Origin of the sequence: Chryseobacterium sp. KLBC 52 (genome assembly GCF_003347605.1) — a bacterium.
Taxonomy (GTDB): Bacteria; Bacteroidota; Bacteroidia; order Flavobacteriales; family Weeksellaceae; genus Chryseobacterium.
In genome coordinates, this window is record NZ_QDFZ01000001.1 from 365,239 (window position 1) to 382,459 (window position 17,221).

13 protein-coding genes are annotated in these 17,221 nt (G+C 34.3%); 7 read left to right on the forward strand and 6 right to left on the reverse strand.

Annotated elements, in window-relative coordinates; translation table 11 throughout:
• Positions 1-56 precede the first annotated feature (56 nt).
• The 3 genes from DDF69_RS01590 (at position 57) to DDF69_RS01600 (ending at position 3,596) form a co-directional block, all read left to right on the forward strand.
• Entirely contained in the window at positions 57-1,919 is a 1,863-nt protein-coding gene (locus DDF69_RS01590) for a T9SS type A sorting domain-containing protein (RefSeq protein WP_114819232.1), read from the forward strand.
• A gap of 150 nt (positions 1,920-2,069) precedes the next feature.
• Positions 2,070-2,768 carry a DUF1826 domain-containing protein gene (locus DDF69_RS01595; RefSeq protein ID WP_114819233.1) on the forward strand — a complete coding sequence of 233 codons (699 nt, stop codon included), beginning with the start codon at positions 2,070-2,072 and terminating at the stop codon, positions 2,766-2,768.
• Between the two features lie 237 nt (positions 2,769-3,005).
• Positions 3,006-3,596, forward strand: coding sequence for a DUF4840 domain-containing protein (locus DDF69_RS01600; protein WP_114819234.1), 591 nt, complete (start codon positions 3,006-3,008; stop codon positions 3,594-3,596).
• Between the two features lie 65 nt (positions 3,597-3,661).
• Here the strand turns inward: DDF69_RS01600 and DDF69_RS01605 are convergent, their stop codons facing one another.
• The 6 genes from DDF69_RS01605 to mnmE form a co-directional block, all read right to left on the reverse strand.
• Positions 3,662-4,921 (reverse strand): hypothetical protein, encoded by a 1,260-nt coding sequence (locus tag DDF69_RS01605; RefSeq protein ID WP_114819235.1) that lies wholly within the window; start codon positions 4,919-4,921, stop codon positions 3,662-3,664.
• 947 nt (positions 4,922-5,868) lie between these two features.
• Positions 5,869-6,906: a hypothetical protein gene (locus DDF69_RS01615; RefSeq protein WP_114819237.1), complete on the reverse strand. Its 1,038-nt coding sequence runs from the start codon at positions 6,904-6,906 to the stop codon at positions 5,869-5,871.
• Positions 6,903-8,576, reverse strand: a complete 1,674-nt coding sequence (locus tag DDF69_RS01620; protein WP_114819238.1) for a restriction system-associated AAA family ATPase — start codon at positions 8,574-8,576, stop codon at positions 6,903-6,905. Before DDF69_RS01620 ends, DDF69_RS01615 begins: the two co-directional genes overlap by 4 nt.
• Entirely contained in the window at positions 8,563-9,951 is a 1,389-nt protein-coding gene (locus tag DDF69_RS01625) for a restriction endonuclease subunit S (protein ID WP_114819239.1), read from the reverse strand. Before DDF69_RS01625 ends, DDF69_RS01620 begins: the two co-directional genes overlap by 14 nt.
• Positions 9,951-11,606: a class I SAM-dependent DNA methyltransferase gene (locus DDF69_RS01630; RefSeq protein ID WP_114819240.1), complete on the reverse strand. Its 1,656-nt coding sequence runs from the start codon at positions 11,604-11,606 to the stop codon at positions 9,951-9,953. Before DDF69_RS01630 ends, DDF69_RS01625 begins: the two co-directional genes overlap by 1 nt.
• Before the next feature lie 727 nt (positions 11,607-12,333).
• On the reverse strand, positions 12,334-13,719 hold the full coding sequence (mnmE, locus tag DDF69_RS01635) for a tRNA uridine-5-carboxymethylaminomethyl(34) synthesis GTPase MnmE (RefSeq protein ID WP_114819241.1): 1,386 nt from the start codon (positions 13,717-13,719) through the stop codon (positions 12,334-12,336).
• A gap of 496 nt (positions 13,720-14,215) precedes the next feature.
• Here mnmE and DDF69_RS01640 point away from each other — a divergent pair, with 496 nt between their 5' ends.
• The 4 genes from DDF69_RS01640 to DDF69_RS01650 all read left to right on the forward strand — a co-directional run bounded on the left by DDF69_RS01640 (position 14,216) and on the right by DDF69_RS01650 (position 17,173).
• Complete coding sequence (locus tag DDF69_RS01640; protein WP_162800849.1) at positions 14,216-15,220, forward strand: hypothetical protein; 1,005 nt, start codon at positions 14,216-14,218, stop codon at positions 15,218-15,220.
• 17 nt (positions 15,221-15,237) lie between these two features.
• Positions 15,238-15,753 carry a hypothetical protein gene (locus DDF69_RS01645; RefSeq protein WP_114819243.1) on the forward strand — a complete coding sequence of 172 codons (516 nt, stop codon included), beginning with the start codon at positions 15,238-15,240 and terminating at the stop codon, positions 15,751-15,753.
• 119 nt (positions 15,754-15,872) lie between these two features.
• Positions 15,873-16,307 (forward strand): hypothetical protein, encoded by a 435-nt coding sequence (locus DDF69_RS22245; RefSeq protein WP_228411903.1) that lies wholly within the window; start codon positions 15,873-15,875, stop codon positions 16,305-16,307.
• Positions 16,304-17,173, forward strand: coding sequence for an IS3 family transposase (locus DDF69_RS01650; RefSeq protein ID WP_228411904.1), 870 nt, complete (start codon positions 16,304-16,306; stop codon positions 17,171-17,173). The genes DDF69_RS22245 and DDF69_RS01650 overlap by 4 nt, the downstream gene beginning before the upstream one ends.
• Positions 17,174-17,221 lie beyond the last annotated feature (48 nt).

The window sequence follows — 17,221 nt, forward strand, 5'->3', positions numbered from 1 at the left end:
GTGTTCTCTTCGGAGAGCACTGTTTTTTATAGTATATGATAATTAAATGAATTAATATGATACAATTAAAAAACAAACTGTGGAGATTGCTTATTATGCTTCCGGTATTAACTTTTAGCCAGACTTACCAGTGGCAATGGGCGAAACAGGCCGGTGGACAATCGGGTTCTGCCGATCCGGGGTTTAATTACCAATTTGATGAATCTATTAGGGATATTGTTGTAGATAATAATAACAATACTTATTATCTCGCAAGTGTCTGGAATGGAGATCAGAATCTGAACGGCGTATCAGTACCTAATTATGGTATTCGTGATCTTATGTTGTTTGCAACAGACTGTCAGGGTAATACATTATGGTCTACGGTTATTGGAGGATCTGAAGATGGTGAAAATGCCTGGCATATTGAAGTAGATAATAATGGCGGGTTATATGTAATGGCTACTCTTTATAATAATTCGTACAGCGGAGATCCTACTGCTATTCCAATGCATTTTGACGGTACTCACACTATGCCTTTGTATACATATTATGATCAGACGGTAGAGCCGGCGCATAAAGCGGGGTATCTGCTTAAATATAAAACTGCTGACGGAACACTGGATTGGAGCAAACCTTTGCAGGGAGATGTCAGCTATCTTAGCAGACGCTGTGATGTACAAATGATGTATATGGATTCTTCCAAAAATATTCATGCTATAGTGGGTTTCAGAGCAGGAACTCATTTAAATGGGTTGATTACAGTACCTTCAACATTCACGACATCACTTCAGTATTATCTGGTTAAATTTAACTATGATAATGGAAATATGACACCTGCAACACCTTTATTACTCCCTATTACCGGTGGAGTAACTGCGGGAGGAACAGATGGTAAAGTGAACCTGCTTTACGATGAAAGCTTAAATAGATATTATCTGGCAGGTAAAAGAATGGTGGGAAACTACACCAGCAACCTGGAAAATTTCTCGTACAATAATATTCCGTTTACAAAAAATGCATATCTGCTTGCTTTTAACGGAAGTACGGGAGCAGAGCTATGGAGAAAAGAATTTGATAACAGCTTACCGGGATTTATGGATGATGAGATTCATTCCGTTATCAAAGGTACGGGTTCTTCAGATATTTATATTTCCGGACGTTATTTTTCAGGAACAGTTCCTACAACTTTTGGCAGCTATTCTTTTCCGGTACAGAATTATCAGGGGCAGACTCCTTTTGTGATGAAGCTTAATGCAGATGGAGTAGTACAATGGGCAAAAGTTCCGGACGGGCTTACAAGCTTTTCTGCTTACCGTTTCCTGAAAGGGAAAATTGCACTTAACGGAAATGAAATAGCATTTGCTAAAGGAAGCTGGAATGAAGTTTGGGGAAGCTTTTCAATGACGCGTCCTAATTCAGATTTATCAGATCCTTTATTAGTACGTTTCAATAAAGATACAGGAGCTGTAATTGGTACGGGAGAAATTCATAGCAACTTTCAGGTTCAGGATGAATTTACGGCAATTGCTGTAGATAAAAATGGGAATTATGTATTAGGAGGTCTTTTTCATGACCAGCTTTTTACAGATTCCAATGATAATGTCAATACGATGACGGTCAATGTAACGGGGGGAAAATCCCAGTCTTTTATTACAAAATATTCTAAATCAGTATGCAGTCAGATGTCAGTAGAAGAAACAGCTGTTCAGGCAGGAATACAATTATTTCCAAATCCTGTTCAGGATGTACTTACAATCAGAAGCAAAGAGCCTTTGGTTTCTTATGAGATCTTTGGAGCTACCGGACAACTGGTACAGCAGGGAACTCTGAATATGACGCAGGAACAGATCGTATTATCTTCTCTTCAAACAGGAGTATATTATATTAAACTTAAAACAAAATCTTCAACAGTGACAGAAAAGATACTGAAGAAGTAAAAAACAAAACTGAAAATTAATAACCTTATATATAAAACAGTGTTCTCCAAATGAGAGCACTGTTTTTTTATCGTGGCTGGTTGATGGAATTGAATAACCTATTCCGTATTTTTGCACAGAATTAAGCAGCTAAACTGTTTGTTCCAACCTATGAGCACTATATTTTCTGACCATGATCAAATTGAGGTGGTTTCTTCTTTTTCTGAACTTGTGAATACCCGTTTTCATGGCGCTATGAATGCCATTTGCTGGCAAAGGAATTTAGTGGGCGACTTTAAAGAAATTGTCACAAAGCTTCAGTTGAGAGATGATATTACAGAAGTTTCCGGCGAAGATCTTTTAGCATTGGAATTGTCAGAAGAGGGAAGTGTTGCAAGAGAAATTATTTTAAATGACCTGCAGTTATTGACAGATTTTGGTGCATCTCCGGTTCTTAATTTGCTTAAATGCTATGAGCGCGATGAGGAACTCGGTTTTATTTCAACAGACGTGTACTCCTATCATGTGGACCGTTCACCTGTAGGCACAGACACTTTTCTCTGCACTTATCATGGAACGGCAAGTGATATCATCGCCAATGATCAGGTGGAACAGAAAATTTTAATTCCTGAAATCCGTGAACAGCTCAAAAAATTGCATGACGGTACTGAAGATGAATTTGAAGACTTTCTGAAAGAGTATTTCTTTGATCTTCATTATCAGCCTAAGCCCCATGCAGAACCCGTCAATTTAGGAGTGGGCCACGTTTGGCGTATTGCAGTTGATCATCCTGATCAGGAAGCATTACCTTGTGTTCACAGAGCACCTGTCGAAAATGATGGAGAGTATAGACTGCTGTTGATCTGTTAACTGATCTGTTATATCTTCAACGACACAAAAATCCAATATCAGAAAGATGTTGGATTTTTTTATGATTAATCATAAAGTAGCGTTTTTAATTGTTTTAAATGTTAAAAATAACAGGCAGTAAATCAGTTGATTGAATTTATTTTTTTTAATCCCAAGCAAGGATATGGAAATTCTGTATTTATATAGATGAGTACTCAATACAATATTTTTTAATCAAAAAATTAATTCAAAATCAAAATGAAAAAAATCAATCATGTAAAATTGATATCCATGCTTGTGATCTTACTGGCTATTCCTTTTGCTCTGGCAAGTTGCAGTAATGATGATGATGCTCCAAAACCTGATCCCATAACCATTAGTTTTGATGATCTTAACGGTGAATACACAGGAAAAGCAAGTATATCTCAGGGAACTGTGAACGGAGAAACAGCGGTTGTTTTTTCCGCCAAGAAAAACCTGATTTCCTATTCAGAATTTCCTATGAAAGAGATTATTTACTCTGTAATTTCTGATCCTGCGAAAGCCAATCAAGCCTTAACAGCCATTGGGAAAATAAAATATGACCTGGATTATACAGCAGTACTATACCAGTATAAAAAGGAAATAGAACTTAATCTTCTTCCTAAAGAATTAACTGTTCAGGTTCCTGTGGATGGGGTAAACAAAAAGGTTGTCATAACGTTCACAGCTTCCAAAAAAGGACTTTTTACCAAACAGAACACACAAAATATGAATTTTGAACTGCTTGCAAGTAAAATTACGGTTGAAGGAACCGTTGTCAATCCTTACAATCCCGTAAAATATAATTTTCAGATGCTGAAGAAGTAGCCGCAGTAGGGAATATTATACAGATGCACTTACACAAGTGCATCTGTTTTTATCTAATGTATTCATTACCATTTTATTTTTATTTTCGGAACTACTTTTTTTATTTCTTTGGCTACATTAGTTCCTGCTTTTCCCAGTTCGTTGCTTATATTTCTGACCACCTTTACTGCTTCATGATTTTTCCCGGGACCATATTGTAAATCATGAACGGTAGTATTCCATGTTTTGACGATGTCGTTATTAGGACCAAACTGACCTTTTAAAGCATCTCCAATCTGATTTAATCCTTTAACGATGGTATTGTTTTTTCCGAAACATCCATTATCACCACCTACACCGTTTGTTAAACATTTATTTAATTCACGATAAGTCAATTGGCCGCCTGCGCAGCCTGCAAATGCATAAGGCTGTCCTCCGGTACTTACCGCGCACTCAACGGCTATCTGGGCTTCTGTATTCAGATTAAGTTTACTTGCTCCATAACACACGGCAGTTCCCATAAAAGATATTTCACCACTGTTAGCCTGATCTTTAAAGCAGGAAACTAATTGCTTGAGTTCAGGATCATTTACTTTATCAGCGAAACAAAGGGGATACATTTCGTAATTGCCACCATATTCTTTATAGCATTTCAACATATCCTGAGTAATCTGCTTTTCTTTTGAACCGCCTAATATACTGAGCATACAAAGACTCTGTTCCTCCATGGTTGCTGAGTTTTTGGCACATTTATAAATTTCAAGTTCTTTCTGACCAGCCATATTCGTTACCATGCAGTCCCCGAATTTCGTCTGATTTAATGAGCCATCAAAATTCAAAGAATTCTTATAGCAGTCTACTGCCTTTTGCTCACTTGTCATCATCACATCCCCAAAAGGTCTTTGCTCGTCAATAATCTGGGTAGGTAATGGTCTCAGTCCGTCAGCTGTTTCAATTCCTATTTGATTATCATAGATAGGCTTTGGTAGATACATAACCGGCGGTGGCGGAACAGGAATATTAGAATAACCCACGACGCGGTATCCATATCTGTAATCCAACTCTATAATATTTTTATTAAAATCCAGGAAAAAAGCCTTTTGGTAAGGAACGGCAGACGGCAAGAGTAAATAATTAATTCCGGTTTGATCATATACGGCCTGGCCGGCATTTCCCGGATTGCCATCCTGAACAATCACTCCTGTATTGTACATGGTAAAAGACTGACCATAAGTAGTCAAAAACATCTGTCCGATTGGATAAACCTGTGCCAACAGGAAGGAACAGAAACTCATCAGTGAAATCAGTACACTTAAAATTGATAGTTTTTTAATAATTGTGTCCATGGTACTTATTTTTTGATAAAGTTACCGTGTAGACTATTATCGGGAAATTACCCTTTTTCGTTATTTTTGAAGTCTGCTATGCAAAGTCTCCTGATTTTGAAGATCGGATGCTTCAGGAAAGGTTGCAAATGGAGTAGGCTTGGGTATAAATATAAAGCTCACTTTCCCAAATCCTTTCTTATATTAATTTTTGAATTACTCAATCTTATGAATACAATTTTGCAAATAATACTTCTTATCATTATATTTTCAAATTCAATATTTTTAATGTTGGAAAAAAAATTATCGTCCTTTAAAATATTTAAATTAAGTTGGATCATCGCATTAATAGATATTTTAGTAATCCTATTCTTTTTTGAACTAAAGCAATCTATTATCCTTTATATCACATTTACATCAATTATTGTTGTTTTTACTTTAGGACTAAGAATTTTTGTAAATAGTTATAATACCAATACACTGGAAAATCATGATAATAGAAAGCGATTTGTCAATTTCTTCACCTATTTTTTACTCTTCTTTTTAGTGATGCTTACAATTGGTGTTATGAAAAATCTTTTATTTGATTCTCCTTTAGAATAGATGGTTTAAAATTATGAAATGTATGTTCCACTAAGCAAAGTCAGTAGACTTCAGAGAGCGTGAGTGATGTGTGGATAGACTTAAACAAATTAAAAAAAACAGCCTTGAAAAGGTCTGTTATTATGTTTTTGGATTTGAATTTTTTGAGTGGTGATTGAATTTACTTCCCGATACAAAAAGTATAAATATCAGTAGGAAGGTAGTTTAAAAATACATAGTAGTAAATACGTAGCAAAACCTTAATAAATAAGGCAATATTATAGGTCAAAGAAAGTCAAATTAAATTAAATATTCATATTACTTTAGTAATAAATTGTAGCTATTAATATAAAGGAGAATTTTTTTGTTTAATTTGAAACTGTTGTCTATACATAATTATGAATTCCATTCAGAAAACCAATTTTGAGAAAATTTGTATCCCCAAATCTATTACTTTCTAATGTAGCCACATACTGATCGTGTGATTTCCCAAACACCATATCTGCTATATATTGTTCTTCGTAGTAAGCGTGCATTTCATCTGAACAACATTCAGCTAGATAATTTTCTTTTATTCCAAAAAGTCTTTCCCACGTGCTTACTTGTTCATCATAACCGGGGCAAATTAAATCAATAGTCATATCTGTCGGTTCAAACGTCTTATCATAAGCTCTATGTAGAGTAATTTGTACATCAATTCTTGGATATGGTGTCAACCGGCTAAAGGGAAAGAAAGCTTTTTTTCTAGTTATTGAGACTGTTGTTCGACCACGTTTTATAGTCTCATAAATTGTATTTTGCCCCAATTTATACTTACTGTTACAAGTATCACATATAGGAAATAAGTTGTTGGTATTTATTGATGTAAATGGAAAGTGATTTCTCGGCAAATAGTGATCCAACGCGCCTCTGTGTGTGTGAAATTTTATTAGAACTTTGTTAACCCCGCAACATCTACATGTTCTCGATTTTTCGACCAGTTCTTTATAGTAGTTATCTATTGTTCCAAACTTATGATAGAATACTGCTTTTTTAACAGCTTGATTGTATAAGTTATCAAAAAAAAATTTGAGATGATTGCTTAGAATGGAGTTTATGCGATCTATATCAGAATACTCTACAGGTGTCAGATCACCATTGCATAAAAGTCTTATTTTGTTATTATTATGAACGCCCCTTTTTAAAATTTTTAGATTTTTAGGAGAGAGTGTTTTACAGATTGCAAAACATTCGGAAACCGGGTTTAATAAGTACTCGCTGTTTATTTCATCTAGCAAAGCTCTATACTTTGGTAAAACTAGTGATGTGTCAAAGTCTAACTGTGCAAAGTGAGGTGCACGAAATATGACATCTAAAAATAGATGGTTTACAAAGGACTGTATCTCATGAAATGGTGAAGCGACAAGTTTATATGGCTTTATCATCTTTTGTTTATTAAATCGGTCATTTCTTTGATCAGCAATACTTTTTCGATTGAATCACCTAATTCTAAGTTTAATTCATCGATTAATCCTTCCAAATCGTCAGTTTCGAGAAAACGTTTCCTATAGTTGTTCAATTTTTCTAGTGAGTATTCACCTATGGTATTTTTTCTTTTAAAAATTTTATTAGTAAGAATATTGACTGAAGTACCAAAAGTATCAATATCTTTTTCTTGTGCATTTTGAGGTTGTTTTCCTTTTTCGAAGACTATTACCTTGTCTGGAAAGCAATCAGAGATGATGAAAGGGGAATGGGAAGTTAAAATTATGTCTTTTAGGAGAAAATTATCATTACCAGCGTGAAGCGTTTTTCTTAATATGTTTATAAACTTTGAACGCCATTCCGGATTAAAATGTGTTTCTGGCTCATCTAGAAGTAGGAGAGTCCTTTTATTTTGAAGCATTAAACAGATTCCTAGTGTATGTAAAAATTGTTGCTCCCCGTCTGATAATTGCCTTAGAAGAAGATTTCTAGTTTTCTTTTCATCTAATTGCTTAATATGATAATTTGTAAAGTAAAAAAACTGTACATATTCTGGCCTTTTGTAATCAGTATAATATCCCTTTGAATTGTAAACTTCCTCCTTATAAACATTCTCTTCAACTCTTTCATTTAAAGAATGTAATGTTTGAAACAAGCTAAAAAAGGTGTATGGATCGTTTTCGAATTTTTTTCGAATTAAACTGATCGTGTTTTTATCAACAAAAAAGTCTAATGATAAATAATTATCTTTGGTATACGAGCAAGTAGCACATTCTTTTAACTTATTAATTAACGAGTCAAGATTGTCAAGCACCCGACCTAAGTAAACCTTTCTATTTTCAGTATCCTCATCATTCTCAATCTTTAAAATAGTTTCAACCTCTATTAAGTTATTTTCTTCAGCTCGGGGAACAATTTTTTGCCAATGGTTGTTGATGTTGATTGTGAATTGCTGTATTCCAGATATTTTTATCTCTTCTTCCAAAGTTGATAGTACGCCGCTTTTTCCATCCTTTTCAAAATCGAAAAACATTAAAATAGTTAGCAGTACTGCTTGGCTCATTTCGTAATCAATATATAATAGACTACTTTTCGGCTTTTTAAATTCAACTCTATCACGTAAATCTTCCAGATATTGATCATATTGAAATAATTTCATTTTAATATAAGGAAGGCTTAACGTTTCGTTCTCACCAGAAGAATACGCTACAATCAAATCAGGAATAAACGAACTTCCAAATGATTTTGAAATCGTTAAAAAACCGTTTCCATTAATAGACATTAACGGGGCTTGTCCCTTTTCCTTCTTAATCGAAATATGGTTAAGACTTTCGAGATCACTATTCAATGATTCGGAAGTGATGAAATACTCTAATTCAAAGGAATCTGGGTTGCTTTCTTTCGGATCATATGCAAAAACAGGGTAGTCATTAACGATACACTCCAAGTGATAAAAAATATTGGAAAGTGCTTCTAAAACATTTGATTTTCCGCTGCCATTTAAGCCTGCAAAACAAAATGGATGAAAATCTAAAAGGCTTTCATTAATTACAGGCTCTCTAAAATTTAATTCAAAATCATTTTTCAGGCTCCTGAATGAATCCGCTATTTTAAGTCTAATTAATTTCATTTACTCCTAGACTAATTTTGTTATCGATTATTTTCTGTTGAATGTCGTTTGATAGTAGTAATTCAAACAATATCTGCCTTGAATGCTCATAATCAGCTATATTTTCAAAATTATTATCCTTAAACAATTTTAACAAGGATTTACTTCTCGTTATGTTACCTGCTATATCTAAGGAGGTAAATCTCTTAATTAAATTTCCAAATACTATGTTTTCGTTAACATTCCCTTTCGAACTAAAAATATCTTGTAACAGAGCCTGAAACAATTCATGTAAAAGATTATGGGATTGTTTAACGGCATCAATATGCTTATCAAGATTAAATATTTCTTCTTCATATGACTTTTGAAGCTCGATCGGCGGTATTAATATCTTCTGTTTGCCTAATAATGTTGCACTAAAATTTGCCATATTTCCAGACTGTTTAGCTTTATTCCGCAATATTGCTTTTCCCAAATCAGAATTTAGGTAGGCAGCTAAATAGTAGGGATTAAGTTTTTTTTCATCCAACTTTATGGTGAATAGATATCCCGCATAAACAAATCCCTTTAAACTTCCCCAAACAGTAGTTTTACCTACCAATTCTATACTATTTGTCCTGTTGAATAAAATATCTCTATCTTTTAATTCATATTTTTTAAATTCCTCATCTGAAAGAGCAATAAACTTGAGTTCTGACAGATTTAATGCACCCTCATAAGTTAAATTATTCATACGAATCGTTGGAAAACCCGTTTCCCCATTTAATGCTTCTGCAACACCGTACCTGGTCTTCTTAATATAACGTGATAACTCATTGTAGCTCCAGTGCTCTCGTTCCTTATTTGCTACGAAAAAACTGAAAAATAATGCTTTTTTTAAAGTTTCATATTCAACAATACTTCGTTCTCTATTTTCAATTATAGTTTGGATTGTGTCCAATTGAACTGCTATTCTTTCTTGTCTTTCTAAGGAAGGAAGGTTAAAAATAAATCTGTTAAGGTCTCTTTTGTTAAAACCGGCTTGTGCTGCTCGAGACTCAGAAATGATTTTAAGGTAATTTTGAAATTGTTTGCTTTTTAATAAATAATAGATAAATCTTCTAGACACTTTAGTTTCGTCTGGTACAGCTTTCATTAAAGCTACATTATAGGCGCCAGCCTTACCTGACAAAACTTTACCGACTGAGGCGCCATATCTGGCTAGTAAAACATCATATTTTTCGACTTTTCGTAAATTATTTTTATCAGGTATATATACAGCTCTGTGATCACTCTCAAAATCACGGATCTGTAATAATCTGACGTAGCCTTGTTGTGGTTGTTCTACAAAAATAGATTTTGGAGGTTGACTTCCCCCAACGAAATCACATACTTCAAGTAGTCTTACTGTACCCATTAATCCATTAATTTAAAAAGTTGGCTGACGCCATTTCCTATAGTCTTTTCCAATTCAACTAATTTTTGCAAAATGACTCTTGGCGGTTCGTAATTCTGATCCTCAAAAACAAAATCCCGGTACAGATTAAAGTTTAGTTCTAAACCATTCTCTTCAATTTCTTCCAAATCTACATAGAAGTGTTTTTTTGTTCTATCCTTTTGTGAACTAGCAGTCTCATCTTTCTTCTTAAACTCTGATATTGTTTCAGGCAAAGGATAATCGTTGCTTATTTTTTTTCGACTGGTATCTAAAGTATAACCATCAGATTCCATTCCGTAAAACCATACCTTTTTAGTGTGGTATTTTTTGCTATTGAATTCTTTCTTAGTGAACAATAGAATAGATGTTTTGACAGCTGTATAGGGATTAAAAACACCACTTGGAAGTGAAATAACAGCTTGTAAATCACAATCTCTTAAAATTATCTCCCTAGTTCGTTTATACACTTTTCCAGAATTGAATAAGACTCCCTCTGGGACGATCACTGCTGCCCGACCATCAATCTTCAGCATATACATAATTCTTTCTAAAAAAAGAAGTTCTGTTTGTAAAGTTTGTGCTTTTTTAGCATCTTCTTTGATTTCGTATATCCGATTTAGATTTTTGCTTATACTTTTACTATTTACTTTGGCCGCAAATGGAGGATTAGCAAGAATATAATTATATTCAGCTTGTCCCCATAAATTTTCTTTATCCTTTGGTGTAACTTTAAGCGAAGCATGTTTTACTGTTGCTTTAAGATTACCACTAATAAGATTGTCAATATTGTGTTCAGCGGTTCGTGCCTTTTGGAAAAAATTTTCATATTCACTGGACAATGTATTTAAATGTGAGATATGGGGCTTTTCAATACCATGCATCATCATGTTCATCATACCAATTCGCACCATAGTTTCATCAATATCAAAACCGTAAAAGACTTGTTCTTTAAGTCTTTTTATATCCTTCTCCGCCAATTTTTTTCCATCAAGACCTTTTTCTAAGTGATTTTCCTCGTCAAGATCAATGTATTTTGAATTTTCTTTTAAAATATATTGATAACTACCTACCAAAAATCCTGAACTTCCACTAGTAACATCACAAATTTTTGTGTTCGGATCTATAATATCAGGACTCACCAGTTCTGCCATCATCTGTATGATGTGTCGAGGGGTTCTAAACTGTCCATTTTTTCCAGCCTCATTTGTTGCTTTCAATAAATATTCGTAAACATCACCTTGTATGTCCTGAAAATGCTGATTCTTTTCTTCCTCTTTTTCAATTAATTTGAATATTTCATCTACGATTCCAACCGCGTCTTCGAGTAATGAAGGTGTCGAAATGCCAAATTTTGCCTTTTTCATTTCTAGGGCAAAAGGCTCTGTTTCATTTCCTAAATCGTTTTGTATAAATAAAAAAACTTCATCAATACGCCTTTTAAGATCGCTTCCTTTTAAAGCATTATAATTGCCCCATTTGAATTCAGATGGTAAGGTTGGGTGAAACTTTTCTAATCTTTTCATAAAAATTAAATAGGAAATGTTTTCAATTGCGGTTATAGGATTTGATAACCCCCCTCCCCACAATCTATCCCAAAGCAATTGTACTTTATTTTTAATCTCTTGTGATAACATAGTAATATTTTTAATTTTTCAAGCAACTATTTAGTAGTCCGTTGGTCCAATTGTTCTTTTCTCAAAACTTGATGTAATTTATTGTTAACCAGATTTGTAAAATGTTAACTTTGAGATATACATTCCTGTCCTGCTTTTCTTAGATATCTACATTCCAACTTCAATTTGTTTCCATTAAATGTTTGCAATTTTTCATACTAATTAATTGTCATCTTGCGATTTAGCGTAAGCGCTTTCTATAGAAAATTTTATAATAAAAATAAGAAAAATTTAAAGTTGTCGGTTTTGTGACAAACTTTAGATTTTCATATCCTTTTAAGAAAAAACAAATTGACACGAAAAAGTGTTCTTAGCTGTTCAATAAAAGCGTATTTTAAATCTGCAATAAAATAGACTTGATTTATTTAAGTTTTTAAATGACAAACATAAGGCTTTTTTTGATTCTGATTGTTAGTTTGCAAGATTTCAGAGCCTATAATTTATCATGTTCTAAAATGACGTTTTATCATTGATTTATTTATTAGCTAAAACTCAGATCGGCAAAAACATGTAAAATAAAGAAAATTAGACCCCTGCTTCGCAAAGTCTCCTGACTTTGAGGTAGTGATAAAGCTCCAAAGCTCAGAAACCACGAACATGAAATTCAATAAACAAAAAAAACAGCCTCAAAAAGGCTGTTTTATATTTTGAATTCAAAATTCTTAAAATGTGATAAAGAAGGTTGGAGTTACTTCCCGATACAAAACTTAGAAAAAATATTCCCCAGCACCTCATCATTGGTAACCTCTCCGGAAATTTCGCCAAGATGTTCCAATGCATTTCTAAGCTCATACGCCAGTAATTCCGTAGAGATCCGGAAAGAAATAGCTTCTTTCACTTTATCAACGGCATCCATGGATTTTCTTAAGGCTTCGAAGTGACGTTGATTGGTGATGACAACATTATTTTCTTCAGTTTTTAAATGCTCCACATAAGAGGAAAGTTCATTTTTCAGATCCTGAATATTTTGATTTTCAACTGCTGAGATTTTAATAAAGTCAAAATCATGAGAAATTGCATTTCTGAAAATATCTTCTACCGTTTCGTATTTGGTAGGAGTCACTTCATCAATTTTTGTCGCACAGATAATCAGCTTCAGATCTTCCCTTAACAGGGATTGAATCATTTCAATATCCTCAGAAAAATCCTCGGTAGCCGCATCTGCCAGATACACCAGAATATTGGCGTTTTCTACTTTTTCTTTTGCTTTTTTTACCCCGATTGCTTCAATTTCATCTACTGTTTCACGAAGTCCGGCAGTATCAATTAATCGGAAGGCATGACCTTTAATATGAAGAACTTCCTCAATGGTATCTCTCGTTGTTCCCGCAATATTACTCACAATGGCTCTTTCTTCCTTCAAAAGGGAATTCAGCAGCGTAGATTTTCCGGCATTCGGCTTTCCGATGATGGCAACGGCGGTTCCATTTTTTATAGCATTTCCGTATTGGAAACTTTCAATCAGAGAGCTTAATTTGACTTCAATTTTATCCAATAATCCGCTTAAGGCACTTCTGTCTGCAAATTCCACATCTTCTTCTGCAAAATCAAGTTCCAGTTCAATTAAAGAAACAAAATTTAAAAGATCCGTTCTTAATACAGATATTTCGTTGGTAATTCCTCCTTTCAGCTGGTTGATCGCAACTTTTCTCGAAGCTTCATTTTCAGAAGCAATCACATCAGCAATCGCTTCCGCCTGGGAAAGGTCAATTCTGCCGTTGATAAAAGCACGAAGAGTAAATTCTCCTGCTTTAGCCATTCTCGCCCCGTTTTTGATCAGGGTTTCCAGAATACGTTTTCCGATATGCGGAGAGCCGTGAAAAGCAATCTCCACAGAATTCTCAGTGGTGAAACTTTTCGGAGCCAGAAAAATGGAAAGCATCACTTCATCAATAGCTTCCTCCTCATCCATAAAATAACCGTAATGAATGGTATGGGATTTTTGTTTTTCCAGATTTTTAGCCGGAAAACTTTTCTGAACTACAGATAAAGCTTCATTTCCTGAAACACGGATGATGCCTAAAGCACCTATTCCATTGGCCGTAGCCAGTGCACATATCGTATCGTTATTCATGCTGCAAATTTACGGTTTTTAATGTGAATTTGAATGGACGTCTGTTATTCAGATTATCTATTGCTGTATTCAGCTAAAAACTGCTAAGATTTTAAAACAGGCGATGTTTTGAGTGGCTTGTTGTATAAAAGATGTACCTGTTATATCAACAAATGCAGAATTATTTGTATTAAACACAGAGCAAAAATGCGATTTGGAATACAAAATTTTGAACATAATTCTGTTGAACATAAACAGAATCTGAAAACTGTAGTTTGCTGTGGTGTAACATTTATAAGTGTTTTTTGATAGCATTTACAATGATGAATGATGGTTAAATATCATATTAGAATAAAAAAATTAAACAGTTGTTTGGTATGTTAATTGTTGTTAGTGGGGACGATGATGTTGAAAATTTAAATATTTTTTATTTAAACAGTAATAATTTGTTAAAGTATTATAAATGTATATGAATAACCTATTTTTTTTAAATATTAATAAAAAATTATCTTTTTTATTGATACTTGTCTTCAGTACAATGACTTATGCGCAGTGTATTCCTTATACCGGACAGGCGATCACAAGCGGAAATACCTATTGCCTCAACGGAACCCTTAGTGTAAGTACCAATATCAGCATCCCGAACGGAGCAACCCTTATTATTCAATCCGGACAATTGCAATCCAATAGTATTCAGGTAGATGGAGTGTTGGAAATTGGTGATGGAGCAAGTGTTAAGTCTACAGGAACAGTGAAAGTAGGAACTTTCGGATCTCAGAAAAATTCAAAAATTAAATTAGGAGCGAAGTCTTTTCTATCCCTTGTAGGATCAGTGATTCAGGAAGACCCGTCATTTGGTGGTTTTTATCCCGGAACAACCTCGGTTATTGAGATGGGAACGAGCAGTGTAGTAGAAATTTGTGGAACCTTTACCCAGCAGTCTACCACCTATCCTTCTGTTGAATACGTAGGTATTTCTACCGGAAGGGCATATTGTATTGCAAAAGCAGACGTAAGTGGTGGAGGTGGAGCTTCCATTATCAGTGATGACAGCCAGATCGTAGCAATTGTGATGGGATCCGTAACAGGATTAGGAATGGGAAATTCCAGTTTCTGTGGACCGAATGCAACCAAAGCCATGTGTCCTTCTCTTTGGCCTGAAGGGTTGTCCGAAGATAAATCAAGTTGTGGAAATGCTCCTCTGATTATTAATGAGATCGATGGATTTTGTACAAAGCCCGGAATTTCAGGGACACCAGACGGATATACCAAATTCGGAATTACGGTACAGCAGAAAAGCGATTCGTGGCCTGAAAATATCCCTAATGGATTTCTGGCTATGGAATCAAAAAATAAAGGTTTTGTCATTACCAGAGTTCAGCATGTAAGCCAGACTCCGCAGCCGGGAGATGCCATCGCAGAACCGAAAGAAGGAATGCTTCTGTACGATATTCAGGATAAATGTGTGAAGCTCTTCAACGGTACGGAATGGAAATGTGTACAAAGAAGCTGTAATGATTAATCTAACCGATAAATAGTATGAAAAATATAAAAAATATAAGTATAGCAGTTGCTTTGGTCATTTTCAACTCGTTTTTTGGTCAGGTAGCTATAGGAAAACAGGCCATTGACGGAAACAGTACGGTGCTGGATTTTGACAATGCATCAGGAAATACAAAAGGCTTAATTCTTCCCGCTATCTCCGGATTTCCTACGGGAATTTTAGAAAACGGAACATTCATTTTTGATGTAACAGATAACAAAGTGAAGGTCTACGAAAATGATGTCTGGAAATCTTTGTCAGATGCCGGAAGTTCAAGTGCAATTGCTGCTAATAATTCTGCAGAAACAGGAAAGGGAGTGATTATGGGAGATGCAACAAGTTCTGCTGATGGGGTTTTGGTGCTGGAATCTCAGAATAAAGCAATGGTTCTTCCTCAGATAGCTGCACCGCATCTTAATGTAAAAAATCCTTATCCCGGAATGATGTGTTATGATACGACCAGTAAGACACTGGCAGTATTTGATGGCTCAGTCTGGAATTACTGGAAATAAACAATAAGCTAATCCGGAATATTCTGTTTAAAATAAAAAAGCAGCTGTGTATTGTACATGGCTGCTTTTTAGTTTAAACTGTCTCGTCCTGAAATAGCGATACACAAAAAAGAATCGTTATGGAAGAAACATTAAGATCCACGTACATTAAACGCACACAGAAGGATTACAGTTTAAGTTTAAAACTTCAAATCGTGAAAGAAGTTGAATGTGGAGCATCCACTATTACTAGTTGTCGTAAGAAATATGGTATTCAATCTCATGGTACTATTTTAAATTGGCTGAGAAAATATGGTAACTTTGATTGGGAAAACCAAAGACCTTATGCCATGGAAAAAACACCTGAACAACGTATTATGGAATTAGAAGCCCAGGTAAGGCTTCTTGAAAAGCAAAAGGCTTTTTTAGAAAAGCAGGCTTATATTGCAGATAAGAAGTCCATATTTTTTGATATGATGATTGATCTGGCTGAGAAAGAATATCACATTGATATTCGAAAAAACTCACCACCCGAACAATCGATTACTTCCGCAGTAAAGAAAAAGAAACTTTGATTTTTACTTGTGGATTGTTAGGGTTAAATAGACAAATCTATTATAGAAGTATCAAGCGTACGAAAGTTTGTAAAGATAAAGCTTCAGAGGTAGTAAAGCTGGTAGAGAATCTTCGTGTTAAGATGCCCCGGTTAGGAGGCAGGAAATTATATTTTATTTTACAGAGATCCTTAAGCTCCATTAAGGTAGGGAGAGATAAATTCTTTGCCATCTTAAAAGCTAATCATTTATTGATTGAACCTCGCAAAAGCTATCACATTACAACCAACTCTCATCATCGTTTTAGAAAGCATAAGAACCTGCTCCTTGACTATCAGATAACAAAGCCCAACCAGGTATGGGTTGCAGATATTACTTATATAGGGAACCGAAAAAATCCAAGCTATTTAAGTTTAATAACTGATGCGTATTCTAAGAAAATAATGGGACACTTTGTTGCAGACAATTTAAATACACAGAGTAGTATTATAGCTTTAAAAAGAGCTCTAAAGAAGTATAAAGGTATGAGAGAATCTTTAATCCATCATTCCGATCGTGGTTTACAATACTGCTCGAATGAGTATCAAAGACTTTTACAGAAACATCAATTAAAATGTAGTATGACACAAAACTCTGATCCTTATCAAAATGCAGTAGCAGAGAGAATAAATGGTATTTTAAAGCATGAGTTTGATATTGATAAACATGATATAAACAACAATTTAAGGAAAAAGATAGTAAATGAATCTATCGAAATCTACAATAATTTACGCCCACATTTTTCAAATCATTATCTAACTCCAAACCAAATGCATAAACAGTCACAAATTAAAATGAAAACCTATAAAAACAAAAACCAAAGCAATAGTAAAATTACTCTGGTTTAATTATTTATTTTTGTACTATAATCTGTATCAGATTTTCAGGACTAGTCA